Origin of the sequence: Sulfolobus tengchongensis, assembly GCF_036967215.1 — an archaeon.
In the GTDB taxonomy this organism is placed as follows: domain Archaea; phylum Thermoproteota; class Thermoprotei_A; order Sulfolobales; family Sulfolobaceae; genus Saccharolobus; species Saccharolobus tengchongensis_A.
Genome location: NZ_CP146016.1, coordinates 1,438,263 through 1,457,940, shown reverse-complemented (window position 1 = coordinate 1,457,940; position 19,678 = coordinate 1,438,263). Strand labels below are relative to the sequence as shown.

Genomic DNA, 19,678 nt, shown 5'->3' with positions numbered 1-19,678 from the left:
TTATGGTTAGAATTGTTGCTAAGGGTATTTCTAAGGTTTTTAAGAGAGGTAGGGTTGTTGCGTTAGATAATGTTAGTGTGATTATTGAGAATGGTGAAAGGTTTGGAATTTTGGGTCCTAGTGGTGCTGGGAAGACTACGTTTATGAGGATAGTTGCTGGTTTGGATGTTCCCTCTAGTGGTGAGCTTTACTTTGATGATAGGTTGGTTGCGTCGAACGGGAGGTTGATTGTTCCGCCTGAGGATAGGAAGATTGGTATGGTTTTTCAGACTTGGGCTTTGTATCCTAATTTGACTGCGTTTGAGAATATTGCGTTTCCTTTGACTAATATGAGGATGAGTAAGGATGAGATTAGGAGGAGGGTTGAGGAGGTTGCTAAGATTTTGGATATTCATCATGTTCTTAATCATTATCCTAGGGAGTTGTCGGGGGGTCAGCAGCAGAGGGTTGCACTTGCTAGGGCTTTGGTTAAGGATCCTTCGTTGTTGTTATTGGATGAGCCCTTTAGTAATTTGGATGCGAGGATGAGGGATAGTGCGAGGGCTTTGGTTAAGGAGGTGCAGAGTAGGTTGGGTGTTACTTTGCTTATAGTGAGTCATGATCCTGCTGATATTTTCGCTATTGCTGATAGGGTGGGGGTGTTGGTTAAGGGTAGGCTTGTTCAAGTTGGTAGGCCGGAGGAGGTGTATGAGAAGCCAGTGTCTGTTCAAGTGGCTAGTTTGATTGGGGAGATTAATGAGTTGGAGGGTAAGGTTACGAATGAGGGGGTTGTGGTGGGTAGTTTTAAGTTCCCCATAAGTGTTCAAAGTGATAAGATTGTGATTGGTATTAGGCCTGAGGATGTTAAATTGTCTAGGGATGTGGTTAGGGATGATGGTTGGGTTTTAGTTGGTAAGGGGAGGGTAAAGGTTGTGGGGTATCAAGGGGGGTTGTTTAGGATTACGGTGAGTCCTTTAAATTCTGAGGAGGAAATTGTAACCTATTCTGATCATCCAATGAGTGCTGGTGATGAGGTCTTAGTGTACGTGAGAAAAGATAAAATAAAGATATTTGAAGTTTAATTTTTAAACAAAAAAGATAGATAAAAAATAATTTTAACTTTTTTTCAAACCTTTTGAGACTCTTCAACTAATTTAGTTCCTAATGTTTCTGGTCCTATATACTGTCCAATTCCTACTAATACAGCACCTATCATTAATAGTACAGCTGTGGAAAACCATATGTTAGTTGGAGTATCGATAGAAGTGAATAGATAATTATGCATTAATGGCACGTAAATACTAAACCAACCTCCTATGAATATGCCAGAAGAGTAACCAAATCCCACTCCAGAAGCCCTCATAGATGCCTTAAACCTCTCAGAAAGGTATATCGGTATTATCCCCCATGGTCCTTGAGTTATTATACCTATAAGTATTGATGCTAGAGATGCTATGACGAAATTACCAACCTTAGCAGAGTTAAATAGTAAGTAATATACTGGAATTGACAGTATGAAAGTTAATATTGCCCATATTATAGTTAATCTTCTTCTTCCTAAATACTGAGACATTGCTCCAAAGAAAAGAGCACCCGCAAAAGCTGCATAAGTACCGAATGAATATATGGTCTCTGCTGTACCTAGTGAGAATGTAGAAGGTTGATGCTCTAATATCGCTGGTACATATGCAAATAATGAATATGCGAAAAAGAACATGCCAGTCATGTACAACATTACTTGTAAGAAGTCTCTTCTATAGGGCTTTCTGAATAAGTCGAAAAATGGCGTTCGTCTAATCAAATTCTTATTTTTAACGTCTTCAAACACTGGAGTTTCCTTCATGGATAGTCTTATTGCTAGTGCTATTACCGCAGGCGCTAATGCTGTTAAGAAAACATATCTCCATGCGAAATTTTCTACTCCAGATAACCCATAAATATCTATGAAAGCACCTTCAACTACTGCAGCTAGGGCAGCACCAAATGAGAAACCTCCTTGTACTAGACCACTTATTAACCCTCTCCACTTATAGGGTGTCCATTCCATGGCAAATGGATGTCCAGCTGAATACTCGCCACCCGCAAATATTCCTACTACTATTCTAATTAAGACAAATAATATGAATGACCATATTCCTATTTGGGCATATGTTGGTAATGCCGAAGTCAACGCGCTAGCTAACCCCAATCCTATAACTGTGATTATTAGATCAGCCCTTCTACCTATTTTGTCTCCTAAATTCCCAAATATTGCAGATCCCAACGGCCTAAATATTATAGTAAGAGAGTAAGAGAGAATCACATTAAATGTTGCTAAAAGTGCTGATTCTGGGGGTAAGAGAACTTTAGCTAACACTGGTGCTATGCTTAAGATCATAGTTAAATCATAGGAATCTAAGAGAAATCCTACGAACTGCGATATGATAGCTTTTGCGGAGTCCGAACTAAACCTTTCAGGCTCCATTCTACATTGTATATTTTTGAGCAAAAATAAAAAACTACTTTTAATTTGAAGCTAGAGCGGATTATGACTTATTATGAATCAAACTAACTAAATATACTAATATTTTTAAATTTAATTTATCGTTTTTATATTTAAAAAATTCGAGAAAAAGTATCATCGATAAAATAACAGAGAGTAAACCTCACCTAAAAACGGGGTATTCGATCATAGTCATGAAATTCAGTGCTACTTTTAGATCGATATAAGACTTTTCCCATCCTTAATTGCGTAATATTATGCATTAAGTGTATTTTTCTTTCAAAAGTTACGATTAAATTTTATTTGGTATAACTTTTCATCAGTTTTAATGTTACGTTCGAATTCCACTACTGTTACTGAACACCACCAACTTGTAATCACATTCTCCTAATAATTTTTTTGAAATTAATTATTTCTTTAAGAGTGCGATGCAATGACCTTTTGAATTTTTTGAAAATATAAAAATAACATATATAACATTACTATATCCTATAAATAATTCAATTCTTAATAAATGCAGGAATTACTCTTATCATATTCACAATTAAGTTATATACAGCATTTATAGCTATCATAAAAACGGAAAAAAAATTTTAAACTTTTATCTCTCACATTACGCGACTTGCTTTTTACCCTTTACCAACAATCTAAGAGAAACTACTTACGTATATCCACGTTCTATGTAATATAAAGTTTATTAAGATTAACAACTAATATTAACATATGTCAGAAATCGATAAGGTATTAAAAAATTTAAACATAGGGGAACTAAGATTTTGGGTTTCGGGAGTCTACTGCAATAATTGTGTTAATAAGGTAAAAAGGGCATTGAAATCTATTGGAAGTGTGGAAGATATAGAGATTAAACCTGATTTTAAGGAACTTAAAGCACTTGTGATATTAAAATATAGGGGAAATATTACTAGGAAGGAAATCGAAGAGGTACTTTCTGAGGCTTCAGATGAAACACCTTATCATGAATATAGACCGATTTGGGAGAGTTAATAGATATTGAACTATATTTAGCAATAATCTTTAATAACTAATAAAGGCAAAAATTTTTAAATAGATTGAAATGGTAAAATCTCGTTACAAACATTAAATTATCCTAAAGTCAATCGTATTATCAAGATGTCTCATAATTGACTTTTACGCTGATAATACCTCAATCACCAATATAAAGTTAAATTAATTTATGTTATCTGCAATATTACTTTATGGGCAAAACGTCTGCAGAACTCATAATTGATGCAATATCGTCTCAAGTAACTGACATTTTCGGAATACCCGGAACACATGGTTTATCGCTATATGAAGAGTTAAGAAAGAAAGTAGGCATTGGAGAGATCAAGTATTACATGCCTAGATTAGAGTACGGTGGAGCGATAATGGCAGATTATTACGCTAGATTAAAGGGAAACGTTGGAATATTCATTTCAGTTAATGGTCCCGGTTTCACAAATTCTCTAACTGGATTAGCCGAAGCTTACTCAGAAGGTTCACCTTTAATTCTAATTTCGTTTAATAAAGAGTTTAGATACAGACACAGAAGGCAACTTCATGATATAGGCTATTATGACGCGCAGTTTGAAGTAGCTAGACAGATAACTAAAGCGTCATTTAGAGTTTACTCTCCAAATGAGATACCATTAGTTATTGAAAAATCTTTCAGAATAGCTCTCGAAGATAAAATGGGACCAGTATATATTGAAATTCCGGTTGATATTCTAGATGAGAAAAGTGAAATAGAGGATGGTAAGATAAAGAGGGTAAATAGGACTCTGGTCTACCCGACTGAAGATGAATTAAAAGAGGCTATAAATTTTCTAAATGAATGTTCAAGACCTATTCTTCTATTAGGATATGGAGCATCACGATCTAATATAGTTTCATATATAGAAAAACTTGGCATCCCAGTTCTAACTACTATAAGAGGAAAGGGAAGTATTCCAGAGAATCATCCTTTGTACTCAGGTACAATATTTGGCCTTAAAGAGATTCCTGGAGACTGTTTAATTGCTTTAGGTACATCTTTCAATGACCTTGAGACTGGAAGATGGGGTATAAAGTTACCAAAAAGAGTACTTCACGTTGATCCTGATATTACAGTTTTCAATACTTCCATAAAGGCAGATATTACAATAAGAGCTAGTGCTGAGGCATTTTTAGAGGAAATCGTAGAAAAAATAAAAAAATTACCTAAGTGGAATTACAAAGTCGAAGAGAGTACTAGAATTGATCTTCCTCAAAATGAGATAACTCACGACTATTTAGCTAAGGTTCTTAATGAAACATTAGATGAAGAGAGGGTAATTATAGCGGATGCGGGAACTAATCAAGTTATGGCTATGGATATAAAAGTTTACAAACCTAATTCTTATTTTAATTCGCTAATCTTTAACGCAATGGGTTCTGCTATTCCAGCGGGGATAGGTGCTAAGATTGCCTCTCCAGAAAGACAAGTGGTAAGCATTATAGGTGATATGGGTTTTCAAGCATGTTTTAATGAGCTAATTACTGCTGTCGAAAATAAGATTAGCTTCTTAACAGTTCTAGTAGAAGACGGCGTACAGCATTTTCTGAGGATGAATCAGAACATCAGATATGGGGCTACTTTTACTACAAACGTGTTTCCCATAGATTATACTAAGGTTTTAGAAGGAATAGGTGTAAGGGTTATAGAGGTGAAGAATAGAGAAGAGCTAAAGAAGGCCGCTGAAGAAGCAGTAAGTTGGTCAGTTAAAATGCCCACTGTTCTGAGAGTACATGTGAGCCCAAATAGTATACCATCTAGGTTATTGACGCGAAGATAATTTATATAAAGGTTTACAATAAGATACCATTATGGTCAAATTATTACTCTTTTCGCCAACTCCGCAAGAAGCTAAAAGAGTAGGAGTTTATGATAATGGTAAAGTAATTGACTTAGCAAAGGCTTATGAAATATTATATGACGCTAAACCGCCAAACTGGTTCTATGACATGAAGGAACTTATTGAGGGAGGTAACGGTGCACTCTACTTAATAAATAAGGTCTTAAATGATTTAAGAGAGGTAAAGGCTAAGGTATCTTATGATCCCAATCAAGTTATATATTACCCTCCAATACCTAATCCGGAAAAGATCTTTCTTTTAGCGGTAAATTACAGGGCTCATGGTCAAGAAGCTAATACACCACCGCCTAAAGAACCATACATCTTCACCAAGTTCAATAACACACTAGTTGGACATAGACAACCTATAATTTACCCTAAAGCTTCACAAAAGGTTGACTATGAGATAGAATTAGCAGTTATAATTGGTAAAAGAGGTAAGTATATCAGATCTTCTGAGGCCTATAGCTACGTGTTTGGTTACACAGTTTTTAACGACATAAGCTTTAGGGATAAGCAGTTTCCTCCAGAATCTCCGTATGGGATGAGATGGGTTCATGGTAAAGGAATGGATACTGCTGCACCAATGGGACCATGGATAGTTACCAAGGATGAAATACCAAATCCCCATTCATTGAAATTGACATTAAGAGTAAACGGTGAGATAAGACAAGAGGGATATACCGAGGATATGATATTCAAAATTGATCAAATTATAGAATACTTATCAAATGGAATAACTCTGAAACCGGGGGATATAATATCTACTGGGACGCCCCCTGGAGTAGCGTTAGCAACTGGGAAGTATTTAAAGCCTGGAGATGTGATTGACGCTGAAATAAGCCAGATTGGGGTATTGACTAACTACTTAGTAGAGGAAAAATAATTATTTATTCTTTGTTATTATTTATTAATTTATAGTTTCACTATGAGATAATTTATCCCTAAATAGGCTACAAAGAATAACGGTAAAATTATATCTGGTAAATCAAACACTACCTCACCTAACCATAGCGTGCCTAAACTAAAGAGTAATGCCGAAAGAACGAATTTCAGGTGAGGTAATCTAATCCTAGCCACTTGTGATTTCAATAACGCAGTGAGAATCACCACTAACATTATTGCCAATAATGTACCCATCAAGGCTGAAATATAGCTTTGAGGTAATAATGCTAAAATTACTAGGGAAGCCTCTAATCCCTCGATAGCGGAAACCGTTAAAACTACTGATATTCCCTCTTCCTTTTCCTCTCCACTTCTTTTCCTAATTCCCTTGAAAGATCTCCTCGCGCTCCTTATCAGTCTATAACCAAAGTAGAATAAGATAACTGCTGATACTAAAAGTACATAGTTCAATGGGACTAGATAAATCAGTCTACCTACAGTGAACGTTGGTATTAATACTATCGCAACACCTATTGCTGCGTAAATAAAGGGCAAATTATTCTTATAAATATTATGGTATATTGCTGCTATAGCTCCGGCTTCTGTTAATTCGAGAAGAGATATTCCTAACGCGGCTAAGAAAACCCCAAAGTCCATATGGATAGTCTTTTTCATAAGCAGTTAATAAAAACTTCTTAAGATATATGAGCAGGTCAGATATAGATGTGGTATGGTTATAAATTACGCATTTATGATTCCTAAACTTAGTAATAGTCTCCATTAATTAAATAAAACTACTGATGAAACAGCTACTTAGTAAGTGCGACACCATTTGCAATTGCTTGCATATGAGAGAACATGCATGATGAAAAATTAGTCAGCTGTAGTCTCGATGAAAAAGGCACAGATTTTATTCTTATGAAGGCTCTAATGCAAGAGTCCCTTTATAAAATTTAGGCGTTAAGGAATTTCCGTAAATTTCTGCAATCATACCCACATCATAATCGATTAAGGTTTCCTTTTTACTTCTTCCCATTTACCATTAAATAAAACATATTTACCTTCCTTAGCGACAATCTTCCCCCTTCTTATTACAAATCTTGGAGGATTCATGAAGCGAATTAGATCAAACACGTCATCAGCATCCGTTACTAGAAGATTAGCGGTGTTACTTACCTCAATCCCATAATCCTTTACATGCCAAGCATTAGCCCCATTAAAAGTTATTAAATTGATTGATGAGATGAGTTCATTAAACCCGGTTAATTGATCAATGTGAATTGCCATAAATAGCACTTGTAGCATATTGCCTATTCCTAAAGGATACCAAGGATCCATAATACAATCGTGGCCTAATGCTACATTTACACCAGCTCTCATCATCTCCTTTATTGGAGCCATACCTCTTCTTTTAGGATATCCCTCTAATCTTCCTTGTAACGTTATATTAATTAAAGGATTTGGTACTATTGTTATTCCTGCTTTCTTAATAAAGGGTAGGATTCTAAATCTATACGCCGAATCCCAACTATGCATTGCCGTGACATGACCTGCAGTAACCCTATTATACCATCCATTATTCAAAGTCTCCCTTACGACCACCTCTAAATATCTAGAGTTAGGATCGTCCGTCTCATCTACATGACCATCCACATCCTTATCATACTCCTTAGCTAATTCAAAGGCCAGCTTTACAGATCTAACACCGTCTTCTCTGGTAATTTCGTTATGAGGTATAAGACCAACATTATCTACTTCTTTATCCTCAACTGCTTTTCTGAGGACTTCATCGTTTCCCTTGTCTGTAAATATACCGTCTTGTGGAAAAGCCGTAATTTGCACATCAGCTATTTCCTTACTTTGCTCTTTAACCTTCTTTATAGCCCTTAAAAGCTTAAACGATTTCTCAGTAACATCAACATGTGTTCTTATCCATAAAGTTCCATAGGTCACCATTAATTTCACTGCTGTCAAGGCGTTCTTTATTACTTCATCTTCAGTTAACTTATCCCTTAATTCCTGCCATATTTTTATACCTTCCCATAATGTACCGCTATTATTAACTACCCTAGTAAACGCGCTATCTAAATGAAAATGCATGTTAAAGTAGGGTGGTATGACCAATTTACTTTCGGCATCTATAATTTCATCATCACCTTTGCACTCACCTATACAAGAAATTTTTTCGTTCTCGATCTTGATATTCACTAATCTTCCGTCTAACGTTTTGGCGTTTCGTATTAACATCAGTAAGAGTATTTCACATCCCTAATTTTATTGTTTATCTCCTATGAATTTACAATGTTAACTATTATGTCGTTAGAGGCGATAGCATATAGCCTTAATAATTTCATGTCCTTAGTAACGAATCGGAAAATAGATTTAGGACACTTAATTCAAGCTGGAAATATCATATAAAAAGGCTCAATTATTCTTGATTTCAAGTTATTTTTAATAAATCATCCATTGAAATAAACGTCATATCTCCTCGGTAGTAAGTAACCTTAGGAGTAAGTTAAAAAATAATGAGGTAACTAATTAGCAAAATTGCTACTATCTTTCTCATGATTTTTTACACAGCATATAATCTCTAGTTACTCCAGCTACATAACCTGCAGAAGATATCCATTTATACCCTACACTAGTCTTGAAAGTTAGCTTATTAACTATAGTGCGGAATTGAAATTGATGAAAGCTTTAGTTTTCGATAAAAACGGCATAGAAAACCTAAGGTATTCGGACTATAAAGACCCAGACATAGGAAACCATGAAGTGTTAATTAAAATTAAGATGGCTGGCGTTAATCCAGTGGACTATTACACTGTAGAAAGGCTAAAAGTAAATCCAATACCTCATATACCCGGAGTTGAATTTAGTGGTGAGGTAGTTAAAGTAGGAGAACATGTGAAAAGTGTGAAAGTTGGGGATAGAGTTACAATCTATGGAAGGATTTTTGATGGGACTTGCGATATGTGCATGGCCGGATATGAGACTGTTTGCAGAAATGGTGGCAGAATAGGAGTTGACGCTAATGGTGGATGGGCTGAGTACATAGCACTAGAAGAAAAATACGTGTTTAAATTACCTAACGAATATTCTTGGGAAATGGGATCTAGTCTGACCGTGGCAGCACTTACTGCATACCACGCGTTAAAGGAGGCTGATCTCAGACCGTCGCAAACGTTAGTGATATTTGGAGCGTCTGGTAATACTGGTATGTTTCTAGTTCAATTAGGTAAGAAGTTTGGTGCAAAAGTAATAGCTGTTTCGAGAAAAAGCTGGCTAAGGGATTTTGGTGCGGATTTGATAGTCGATTACAATGAAGTAGAGGAAAAGGTTAAAGAGTTCACTAATGGAAAAATGGCTGATATAGTGGTGAATTCTCTAGGAGAACAATTTTGGGATAAGAGCTTTTCAGTGGTTGGAGTTAAGGGTAAACTGGTTACCTTCGGTACATTGTTAGGTGCGAGCGTAAAAGTTGATATAAGCCAACTCTATGCTAAGCATATTAGCATACTGGGAGTGAATAGAGGAAATAGGAAAGATTTTGTAGAATTGTTAGATTTATGCAAGGATTGCAAAGTGAAAACCTGGAAGACATTTAAATTGGAAGAAGGTAAAGAGGCTCTAAGGGAACTATTCTCTAACCAGAGAGATGGAAGAATCTTTATCTCTGTAAGCTAGGTTTTTATACTCTCTATAGCAGTTCACGGGATAGCTACAATAGTAAAATAAAATTATTACAAATGTTGTAGGATATCAAATTCTTTTAGAGAAATGTGATGCAATAAATTACAGCAATATTCGATAATGTGAATATTATGAGAGAATCAAACTACTATTTCCTGAGAGTTATTACTGATATCTTGGCTTTCAAAATATATAAAGACTAGCTTAAAGGCTCCACTAGTTCACAGCATGAATCAGTTCGGTTGCTAGAGGCAATAGCATATAAAGCTTCCAGGAATTATCAACATTTCAAGTATGCTTTGTGGGGGGTTTTTCCAAAACTTACGTTACTTTTTTTCATACTCTCTGCAGTAACGACAACGTGCCAAACTATGATAGTTTACAGATGCTCCTAAAGCATTTCAACTAACGTTAATTTCAAATAATCTAGGTTCTTAAAACTTCAAGAAGTTACAGACTATATATTTACTAAAACTAAATTATTCTATGATTTTAAGAATAATCCCTCTCTCGTTTAACAGATTTTCAGCTTTAATGAATTCCTTATCAGCAGTAATTAGTTCATTAACCCCTAACAATATAGCATAGCTGACATGGAGTAAATCTAAAGTTTTCAGCTTTACGGTTTCAGCTAATTTTATTCCATTGTAAAATACTTCGAGAATATTTCCTAACGGTGTATTTGCGTAACTGAATAAACTTCTTACACTTATGTTAAACTGTGAGAGAATTTTTATTGCATAAGGTAATGGTGAACCGTTTAGATTTCTCGACAAATAACTGACCAGCTCAATTAGTCCTAAATCTGAGGTAATTCCCCCACTTCTTAACTCTCTTAATGCTTTTTCTCTTCTATAGTCGTTAAGAATTGATAATATAATAACACTTGTATCAAAATATTTCAATACCTATCCCTTTCTGCTAAAAAATCTTCAAGAGTTTTATCTATTATTGGCAGGGCAACTTTCTTAGATTTCTCTATTGCGTCCTTCCACTCATTAGCTTCTTTTAAACCCTCAGATATTATGAAATTTAATGCCTCGTTTCTTGATGAAAATACACCTGCTGAGACTAATTCATCAATAGCCTTAATTATTTCTCTCTTCAGCCTTATTGAAATGACTTCACTCATAGTATACTATTCGACGTATACTAATAAAAGAGTTTTCACACTAAAACATAAATTGGGTTTTACCAGAAATTGACGTAGACTTTAAAGTATTTAGTTGTGTATGGTATCAATCCTTTACTGACGTTAACCAGTTATTTGCTATTTAGGCAGAAAAATTGATTAAGAGAATTTATATTAATTTTTAATTAAGGAATAAGGTGATTTTCTGTTGTTAACTACTATACAAATCCTAAATCGAACTCATTAAAAATTAGCTTAAAACTTCTTCTACTGCTCCATTCTGTTTGTGAGGCTATCTGAGAATAAAGAAGTTAAAAACATTACCTAAAATTACTCATCTAAACAATTTATAATGTATTTAAGATAAGATATCGTCTTTATAAAATTCATTATAAGGAGATATAAAATTAAACAAATAAAACTGAGATTAATGAAATTTATCTAGGTCGTAAAATCATGAACTGCTTATAAAATGCTAGAGGCAAAGCGTATAGAAATAATTTTTAAAAAACTTATACAATTTTTTGGACGTATCTCATCGTAATATCTTACTTTCTCTTCCCTTTTCTAAGGTGTGCCCTACAAGAAATGATGGAAACCCTTGTTTTTCGGCTTCTTCTAAAGCATACTCAACTTCTCTCCTTTCTCCTATTAAGAGTATCATCAATTCTGACTGCAAAGGATCGTTAATAACTGGACTTATAATTTCCATGATATCCTCATACCAAGGAGAAGGGATTCGGATTTCTAAAGGATATCCTAAATTTGAAAGTAAATCTCTTATATTAGTGGTTCCAAGCCTTGTAATGTTTATGGGCAATACGTTTCCAGTTAGATTTAGAACCTTAGTAGCCCTATTAAAAGTCTCTTCAGATAGCTTAAGAAGGTCATTTATTGTAATACCCCTTTTTTCGAAATATTCAGCTAAACCGTTTAAAGCCCTATAAAGCGCTTTTACTGGCATTAATCCTCCTGGTCTATTCACTAATCCAACGGACATTCCTTCCTTGATTATTGGAGGTTTTTTATCAGAAAAACCCCATACGAAACCAGCCAAGTCATTCTTAAATTCCATTCTATACCATTCTACGCCCCACGCAGTTACCATATTTGATAGTATAGATCTTAATATTTCCTTATTCCTCTCTGGATTCATAATATCGACAAAGAGCAATCCCTCTGCACCAGCAAGAAGTAGTCCTTTACCGCTGTTAGTCAAAAATTCCTTTACATAGAGATTATCTCCTTTAGTATACGGGTAAAAGAAATCACAATATTTAGTTTCACTCATTCCCATCTTCATACAAAGCGTTAACCTATTATCTCCACTACTCGTATCCCCATTAGAATTTGTAAATTTAAAGCTAGGTAAAGTCTTTCTCTGACATCCACTCAAAAGCACATTAGGATGAATCCCACGCCTTATTAACTCAGAGGAATTATTAAGAAATCGCTTACGTAGATCTATCATTGTTTCTTGGCCTCTACGGTTTTAAAGTATTTACTAATCAGACTACATCTATGAAATATATGAACACCCTCTTCCTTGCAGTCAGTTGCCAATGCATATGGCTCTCCATTTTCATCAAAACTTATAATTGCTTTGCATCCATTTGGAAGAGTAACCGTAGGAAACATCTTCATCATGAATCTAGCTAATACGCGTTGGCTAGACTCATCTAACTCCTTCGCTCTAGGTAACATTAAACTTATCACAGAGAGGGGCTGATTAAAGCATATACTTATTAAAGAAATTTCATACTTTTTCAAAAAGTCGCTTAACGCATCTAAAAAGCCTTTTAACTCTTCTGTTGAACCATCATATTTCCAAGCTTCTTTAAGGCGTTGAAGTGCTTGGAAACGTACAGATTGCTTCTTACTCAGATAATATGCAAATACGAGACCTCTAGGTGTAATTAAGAATCCCTTATTTTGTTTCGCTACAAGATTTAACGATTTCAGCCTAATCAGTATTCTCCATACGGATGCAGTTGGAATTTCTGAAATCTTGGACAACTTGTAGGATGTTACATAGCTAAGAGTAACCAATAGTTCTAGTACTTCCATCTCTCGGTCGTCGAGTATTTTTATTGCCATTAATGATAAATATGTTAGTCCAACTTATATATATTTATTATTAATGAAGGATGACAAAAAGATTTATTTTAGTTTTTCATCATTATTACTAATAATATAGGATGCTTTTAACATACAAGCAATTTAACTAATTAAAAATTGATACACTTGAATTAACCTCTCCAACCAAAGGAACCTATGGGAATAGGCTGATTTGATACTGATTGGAATGGGGTAATTGGAGATAATTGATAGGCGTATTGACCCGCAAATAATACATCAGCTCTTGTGAGAAATCCGGCAACTAATGCAAATACTGCAGCAGCTATCATGATGTATTTAATCAAATTTGGTATGTCAATTATTGGTGTTTGTCCCACTGCGGATTCTGGCATTTTTTGTCTGAATACTAATAATAACCTTGTGGTTGACATGTACCCAATTCCAGATATTATCAAAGTTATCGCAGTTAATGCCATATCTACATAAAAAGTGATCTGTGATAACAGATAACCATATGCTACTTGATTGAAGACATTTAGGTAATTAACACTTGCAAGAAACAAGAACCAAGTAGCTAATATACCAATAGTTGAGTAAAACATAAGTTTGGTTAATGTAACTCTAGCACGTATAATATCCTCTCCATTTCCTACTAATGCGATTAAATACGCAAGTCCCGTTGAAGCAAATATTCCGTCAGCCAAATAGAGTGCAGGTAAACCACCATTATTCCAAAATGGAATCCCAGTAGTAGCTGCTAATTCAAATCCACTATATGTAGTGGAAAATATACCCGCAAACATGCCTATTATGGCTATTATACCTCTGACCCATCTATTTTTTACATTAAGTAGTGATAGTATCATGTATAGAAATGAGAAGAGTAATAAGCCACCTACAAATATAATACCTCTGGCCATCCACGAGAAAGCAAAATAAATAAATGCTTCGGCAGGTGCCAAAATGGCTGATGCTGGTTTACCTAAATCAAGGTCAAAAAACAGTAGGGCTAAAACTGAAGCAATGAATGCTCCTACTGAAGCTCTTCTAACAAATGCGGTGAATTTCCCACTTATTTCCATTAAGCCTATGATAGCCATTAACATTCCTGCTATTTCAGTGAAGTATAACGCTAAAGCTACATATTCCCCCCATAGTGGGTATTGGTTTATTTGAATTATTGGAGCTTGTATACCAAATGATGTGTTAGATGCTGGTGATGTGAATAGACCCATGCTTGCCCTAAACTAAATTAGGTATAAAATTTAAATAAAGTTTCATTTCATTAAATCGATATGATTTTTCATACATATTTTCCAATAAATTTATTTCCTTACTAGTTTACTTCAAATTGTGGAAGATGTACTTAGAAGAGCAGAAGAGCTAATGGAAAATAAAAATTATGAAGAGGTAATTAAAATTCTAGATAACGTACAAGCAGTAGAAGCTTACTTACTTAAAGCGCAAGCTTATCTAAAGATTGGAGATGTAGGAAAAGCGATAGAAGAGCTAGAAAAAGGTGTAGAAACTTTTCCCTATAGTTACTCAATCTTATCAATGAAGGCTGAAATACTCGAAAATGAGGGTAAATTAGAGGAAGCGTTGGAGACCATAAATAGAACTCTTGAAATTGTACCATTCTCTTCAGAGTATAGATTCAAAAAGGCTAGAATATTGTTCAAGCTGGAAAGATATGAAGAGGCAAATATTGAGTTATCAGAAGTGCTAAGAATGAATCCGGCCAATGTGGAAGCTAGGATCTTGAGGGCATTATGCTATTATAATGTAGGGCTAAGATTAGATGCGCTATCTGAAATAAATCGGGCATTAAATTTTAGGAAAGATGAGCCTTTACTTCATGCCCTAAAAGGGAAGATATATTTTGAGACAGGGTATTATAAGTTAGCCTTAAGCGAGTTTAAAATAGCCATTCACTACGAACCTAACAATCCCGAACATTATTACTGGACCGCATTTTGCTATTATAATTTAAAGATGTATAATGAAGCATTGACTTATATTAATCTCGCATTAACTAAGGAGGAAAAGGCAATATACTACATATTAAAAGCTCTTATCCTCAAAGAACTGAAAGCTGATTTCTCAAAAGAAATAGAAATCGCGATAAAGTTAGACCCTTCAGCTAAATCGATAATAGAGAATCTATTCATGAATAGAAATATGTCTAGGTGAAAATATCGCATAAATGAAATGAATATTTAAATAAATAACACAGAGAAGTGAACAAAGATATATAATGCTTAAGCTAACTAGGAGGGATTTTCTTAAAGTAGCTGGAGCCACTGCAGCCGTAACGGGACTAGTATTAGGAGGAAATAGCGTAGCTAAGAAAATCTTTGATAGCTTATCAGAAGAAACTAATTATACCTTAAACTATCCTAGTGACGAGATAGTATACACTAACTGTTTCCAATGCTTGGGAAGATGTGCAATAGAAGTTGTTAGAACTCCGACTGGTTTTCCAAGATTTGTAACTGGGACTATAGGATGGCATATTAATGATGGAGGAGTATGTCCAAGAGGCGCAGCTGACGTATTTTATTACTTTGCCCCATCTAGACTTAGATATCCATTGCTAAGAGCTGGAGATAGAGGGTCAGGAAAGTGGATAGCAATAGACTATGACACAGCCTTTGACATTCTCGTTAATGGCTCATCAGCTCAGAGTTGGAGTAAATTGGGGTTAAATCCACAGAGTCTCGGAATAGGCAACTTCCAAGGATTGCTTAAAATAAGAGAGACAAACCCTCATTCGTTAGCCTTTTGGGAAGGGAGAGATCAACTAATACCTGGTATAACCGGTGGTTACTTCGCTGGTAACTATGGTACAGCAAATGCTGCAGCACACGGCGGTTTTTGCTCAATGAACGTATATACAGCTGGTTGCTATATAACTGGAGCACCGGTTTGGGAATACGCTGGACCAGATGAAGAGAGAGCTCAATACTTCATATTGGCCGGATTAGCTGGAGACCACTTTCCTAACTGGATGAGGAGAATAATTGCGAGAATAAGAGAAAACGGAGGTAAAGTTGTAACAATAGCACCAGAAAGATATGGATTCTATTCAGTATCTGATGAACATTTATACGTAAATCCAGCTACAGATGGAGCTCTAGTAATGGGATGGATAAGGGTTTTAGTAGACTTTCATTATTATGTATATAAGGCTTATCTCGCTTCTATAGGGCAAGCAAAACCGGTATTAAATCCCATAACACTTCAGCCAATACAGCCAGCATACGATCTAGCCACTGGACAATTAGTTATGCAAACTATAACTCCTTCTGGTCAACTTGTATCTCTTTCATATTTAGGAGATATTCCCTCTACTGCGGTATACCCACATATTGATGAAGAATTCTTAAGGTATTATACCAACTTATCATGGCTTGTAATTGTAAATCCAAATCCACAAAATGGTGATTGCTTAGATCCATCAGATCCAACAGCAGGTAATAATGTAGGTTTACATGTAAGAGTTAATGTAAACAATCCACAATACAGTAGCAACAATCCGTGGTTAGAAGCAGTGCTAGGTAATGATGGAAATGTATATGCATACGTCGATATTCCGTGGCAGAATGGAGTAGCGCCAATACTTACCTTAGATGAGCTTCCCCAAAATATGCAATCCCAGATAATTCAAGTACCTTACAAGTTAAAGAATGGAACGGTAATAAAGGTCCCCGCTATACAAATTACAGTTCCTAAAGCTTTAGGTTCTCAGCAAATGATCACTCTAACAGTTACTACTGCGTTTGAGTTATTTAGAGCGGAACTTCTTAATTACGATCCCTATACTCCTTACACTCAGCCTGCACAATATGGAGCCTTAAATGTGGCAAATGTATCGGGAATTCCTCATGAAACTATAGTTAGAATAGCTAATGAAATTGCTAACGCAGCTTTTCAGAAAGCAATATATGAACCAGTGAAGTGGATAGACTACCTTGGGAGATATCACGACCACGTCATAGGAAGACCAGTTTCCATTTATTTTATGAGAGGCCTAGCTGCTCACGCTAATGGATTTCAGAGTGCCGCGTCACTTTACTACTTAGTGTTAATGGTCGGAGCCTGGGATAATCCCGGAGCTAACGGATACAAATATCCATATCCTCATTATTTACCCGGTCATACTGTACCTCCTCATCCGTTAGCTAATTCGCCCTCAATAGATCCAGATATAGAGTCTGCGATACAAGGGTTAAATATTACAATACCAAAAGGTAGAAGTGGATTTCTAAAGACTGAATATATTTACAATGACGGAACAGTAGATATAAAGAACGTTACCGTAGTCAGCGCAGGACCCTATGGATTCCCAGATGGTCCTGATGACCTAGTAGTGTATAAGAATGGAAGACCTCTATTAGTAGACAGAGGTTACTCTTGGGAATTACCATTAACGACGCAGAGATCAATATCAGCCGTAGTTCCTACCACGTATCTTATGAACAAGTATCCCAACCAAGTGATACCGTATACAATAAACGCAATGATGTGGTATATAACATCACCATTCTGGAATAATGCTTATAGCTTAGCGGAGATACTTCAGATGGTCACAGAAAAGGATAGTAATGGCAATTACATAATTCCTTTCACAGTATCGTACGATCTATTCATGCACGAAACCAATAATGTTGTTGACTTAATAATGCCAGATTTATCATTCCTTGAAGTATATGGATTTCATAGCACCTTCGACAGACCTACTTCATTACCTCAAGGTCCTTCAGATTCACTAAACTGGCCAGCTCTTCCATCTCTATATCCAGTTTTGAGTACTGGAGATACATTATTAACTTTATTATGGATATTAAGAGCTTATCCAAATCAAGGACAGACGATCGATCCAACTAAAAACCCATTCTATACCACACAAGATCCCATAACTGGTGGGGCTTTAATTAGTCCTATAACTTTGCACGATCCACTATCTGGAGCCACAATATTGCAACAAGGACAACCCGGCTTAATATCTACGGGTATGTTTATTTTAAAGCAAGGAATACTCTTAGCAGGGTATGGAGATAATTTCCAATATATCTTAAAAAATGAAAAAGATCAGCAAGTGCCAAACCCGCAACAGTTAAAACTTTATGCTTCCTTCGTGCCTAATAACTCTACCCAAGAGAACGTAATTAATCAGATCTTAAGTAACATACCTAATGGGCAGACTTTCTCTACTGCTATGACGTATAAGATAAGTGCTAGTAATAGATCAAGCGGAGTAGAACACTATTTTAGGATTCCAATTCAATTTCAGCCTACATTAGAGAAAATGTTACAAAACATTATTAATAAATATGCTTCAGGGCAAATGACAATAGACGATATTAACCCAGGGTACGTTAAGGTAGGAAAAGGCGGTGCGGTGTACGTACTACCACCTTCTATAAGGTACATGAGGAACGTTAATATGTTCTACTTCTTGGGATGGGGAGCCTACATGCCGGGAGCTTATGGACCAATTGGTTTACCATATCTACATAGAATCTACTTAGAATATTTGCAAAAGTTTAGATTAGCAGCAGCAGGGAAGTGGACTGGATATAATGCAGCGTATTACTATTATTATTTAAAAACTAAAAATCCCAACTTCCTTGTTAATTCAACATTACCTAACGACAGCTATGGGCAGGCCTTAAGAAAAACTATCCTAGATTACTTTAAGCCATTTGGTGGTTATTATCCTCCACCGGCATGGGAATCTGATATAACCCCAGATGGTATAAACTTAAGCGAATATCCATTAACGTTCTTTGTCAGAAGACATGATAGAACGTATCATTCTTGGTCCTATACCGTTCCATGGCTAACTGCTATAATGCCATATAGTCCAGTTATGCTAAGCGCAGCAGATCCTTATGTTAAGAATATGGGAATTCAAAGCGGCGATATGGTGCAATTTGAGGCAGTTAACCAGCCGTGGAGTGGAGGAATAAGAACGACTATAACTGCAGTGGCTTTTCTAGATAACGCAACTAGACCCGGTGCAGCTTGGGTTATAGTATCCTCTCAAGCATTACCAGGGTTTAGAAGTCAGAGTGTGGATTCACCTCAAGTAAAATACAGTATTCTGAATAATTGGGCTAACATTTCCTATATGCCTCCATCTAGAGGAGGAATGTTAGATCCGGTAAAGGATAATGCGTTTCCAATACTATATCTTGATCCGATTACTGGACAGACCGCATGGCATGATAGTAGAATAAAGATTGTAGGTAAGAGCACTTCAACTCAAGTTCAAGTAATATCCAATAAGTTTATCTACATGGGACAAGACTTTTCTAACAAAGACATACTCACAACGATAATAACCCAAATGGGAGGCCAAATATCCATAAATAACGCTCCCTCTCAACCCACATTTGCACAGCCAGTTTCCATACCTCATTTACGATTTGATAGTAATAACATAGTCTCATCCAGTTTATGGAGTTATGTCTTTCCCGGATCGTTAGCCCCCACATATACTATAGGTCAATATAAGATAAGGTATGGTTTCGCAACTGAACCCTCTTAAGG

Annotated in this window: 15 protein-coding genes; 7 read left to right on the top strand and 8 right to left on the bottom strand. The window is 35.8% G+C overall.

Annotation, left to right across the window (positions count from 1 at the left end; all coding sequences use genetic code 11):
• The first annotated feature begins 2 nt into the window (after nucleotides 1-2).
• Nucleotides 3-1,061, top strand: coding sequence for a glucose ABC transporter ATP-binding protein GlcV (glcV, locus tag V6M85_RS06975; protein ID WP_338598282.1), 1,059 nt, complete (start codon nucleotides 3-5; stop codon nucleotides 1,059-1,061).
• A 44-nt stretch (nucleotides 1,062-1,105) separates the two neighbouring features.
• Here the strand turns inward: glcV and V6M85_RS06970 are convergent, their stop codons facing one another.
• Entirely contained in the window at nucleotides 1,106-2,443 is a 1,338-nt protein-coding gene (locus V6M85_RS06970; RefSeq protein WP_338598280.1) for an MFS transporter, read from the bottom strand.
• A 741-nt stretch (nucleotides 2,444-3,184) separates the two neighbouring features.
• Between V6M85_RS06970 and V6M85_RS06965 the strand changes: the two genes are divergently transcribed.
• From V6M85_RS06965 to V6M85_RS06955, 3 genes are all read left to right on the top strand, one after another.
• Nucleotides 3,185-3,466 (top strand): heavy metal-associated domain-containing protein, encoded by a 282-nt coding sequence (locus V6M85_RS06965; RefSeq protein ID WP_338598278.1) that lies wholly within the window; start codon nucleotides 3,185-3,187, stop codon nucleotides 3,464-3,466.
• Between the two features lie 212 nt (nucleotides 3,467-3,678).
• Nucleotides 3,679-5,274: a thiamine pyrophosphate-binding protein gene (locus V6M85_RS06960; RefSeq protein WP_338598276.1), complete on the top strand. Its 1,596-nt coding sequence runs from the start codon at nucleotides 3,679-3,681 to the stop codon at nucleotides 5,272-5,274.
• A 31-nt stretch (nucleotides 5,275-5,305) separates the two neighbouring features.
• Nucleotides 5,306-6,220, top strand: coding sequence for a fumarylacetoacetate hydrolase family protein (locus V6M85_RS06955; protein ID WP_338598274.1), 915 nt, complete (start codon nucleotides 5,306-5,308; stop codon nucleotides 6,218-6,220).
• A gap of 29 nt (nucleotides 6,221-6,249) precedes the next feature.
• On the opposite strand, the gene V6M85_RS06950 is transcribed toward V6M85_RS06955, so the two are convergent.
• Nucleotides 6,250-6,876: a hypothetical protein gene (locus tag V6M85_RS06950; RefSeq protein WP_338598273.1), complete on the bottom strand. Its 627-nt coding sequence runs from the start codon at nucleotides 6,874-6,876 to the stop codon at nucleotides 6,250-6,252.
• A 351-nt stretch (nucleotides 6,877-7,227) separates the two neighbouring features.
• Nucleotides 7,228-8,469, bottom strand: a complete 1,242-nt coding sequence (locus V6M85_RS06945) for an amidohydrolase family protein (protein WP_338604666.1) — start codon at nucleotides 8,467-8,469, stop codon at nucleotides 7,228-7,230.
• 438 nt (nucleotides 8,470-8,907) lie between these two features.
• On the opposite strand from V6M85_RS06945, the gene V6M85_RS06940 reads away from it, so the two are divergent.
• On the top strand, nucleotides 8,908-9,903 hold the full coding sequence (locus V6M85_RS06940; RefSeq protein WP_338598271.1) for an alcohol dehydrogenase catalytic domain-containing protein: 996 nt from the start codon (nucleotides 8,908-8,910) through the stop codon (nucleotides 9,901-9,903).
• A gap of 485 nt (nucleotides 9,904-10,388) precedes the next feature.
• Here the strand turns inward: V6M85_RS06940 and V6M85_RS06935 are convergent, their stop codons facing one another.
• The 5 genes from V6M85_RS06935 to nrfD all read right to left on the bottom strand — a co-directional run bounded on the left by V6M85_RS06935 (nucleotide 10,389) and on the right by nrfD (nucleotide 14,355).
• A complete protein-coding gene (locus tag V6M85_RS06935; protein ID WP_338598269.1) occupies nucleotides 10,389-10,814 on the bottom strand; it encodes a type II toxin-antitoxin system VapC family toxin in 426 nt (141 codons plus the stop codon).
• On the bottom strand, nucleotides 10,811-11,041 hold the full coding sequence (locus tag V6M85_RS06930) for a ribbon-helix-helix domain-containing protein (RefSeq protein WP_338598267.1): 231 nt from the start codon (nucleotides 11,039-11,041) through the stop codon (nucleotides 10,811-10,813). Before V6M85_RS06930 ends, V6M85_RS06935 begins: the two co-directional genes overlap by 4 nt.
• A gap of 535 nt (nucleotides 11,042-11,576) precedes the next feature.
• Entirely contained in the window at nucleotides 11,577-12,512 is a 936-nt protein-coding gene (locus V6M85_RS06925) for a hypothetical protein (RefSeq protein WP_338598265.1), read from the bottom strand.
• Nucleotides 12,509-13,138: a hypothetical protein gene (locus V6M85_RS06920; RefSeq protein WP_338598263.1), complete on the bottom strand. Its 630-nt coding sequence runs from the start codon at nucleotides 13,136-13,138 to the stop codon at nucleotides 12,509-12,511. Before V6M85_RS06920 ends, V6M85_RS06925 begins: the two co-directional genes overlap by 4 nt.
• A 152-nt stretch (nucleotides 13,139-13,290) precedes the next feature.
• Nucleotides 13,291-14,355: an NrfD/PsrC family molybdoenzyme membrane anchor subunit gene (gene nrfD, locus V6M85_RS06915; protein ID WP_338598262.1), complete on the bottom strand. Its 1,065-nt coding sequence runs from the start codon at nucleotides 14,353-14,355 to the stop codon at nucleotides 13,291-13,293.
• 118 nt (nucleotides 14,356-14,473) lie between these two features.
• Between nrfD and V6M85_RS06910 the strand changes: the two genes are divergently transcribed.
• Nucleotides 14,474-15,313, top strand: a complete 840-nt coding sequence (locus tag V6M85_RS06910; RefSeq protein ID WP_338598260.1) for a tetratricopeptide repeat protein — start codon at nucleotides 14,474-14,476, stop codon at nucleotides 15,311-15,313.
• A 64-nt stretch (nucleotides 15,314-15,377) separates the two neighbouring features.
• On the top strand, nucleotides 15,378-19,676 hold the full coding sequence (locus tag V6M85_RS06905; protein WP_338598257.1) for a twin-arginine translocation signal domain-containing protein: 4,299 nt from the start codon (nucleotides 15,378-15,380) through the stop codon (nucleotides 19,674-19,676).
• Nucleotides 19,677-19,678 lie beyond the last annotated feature (2 nt).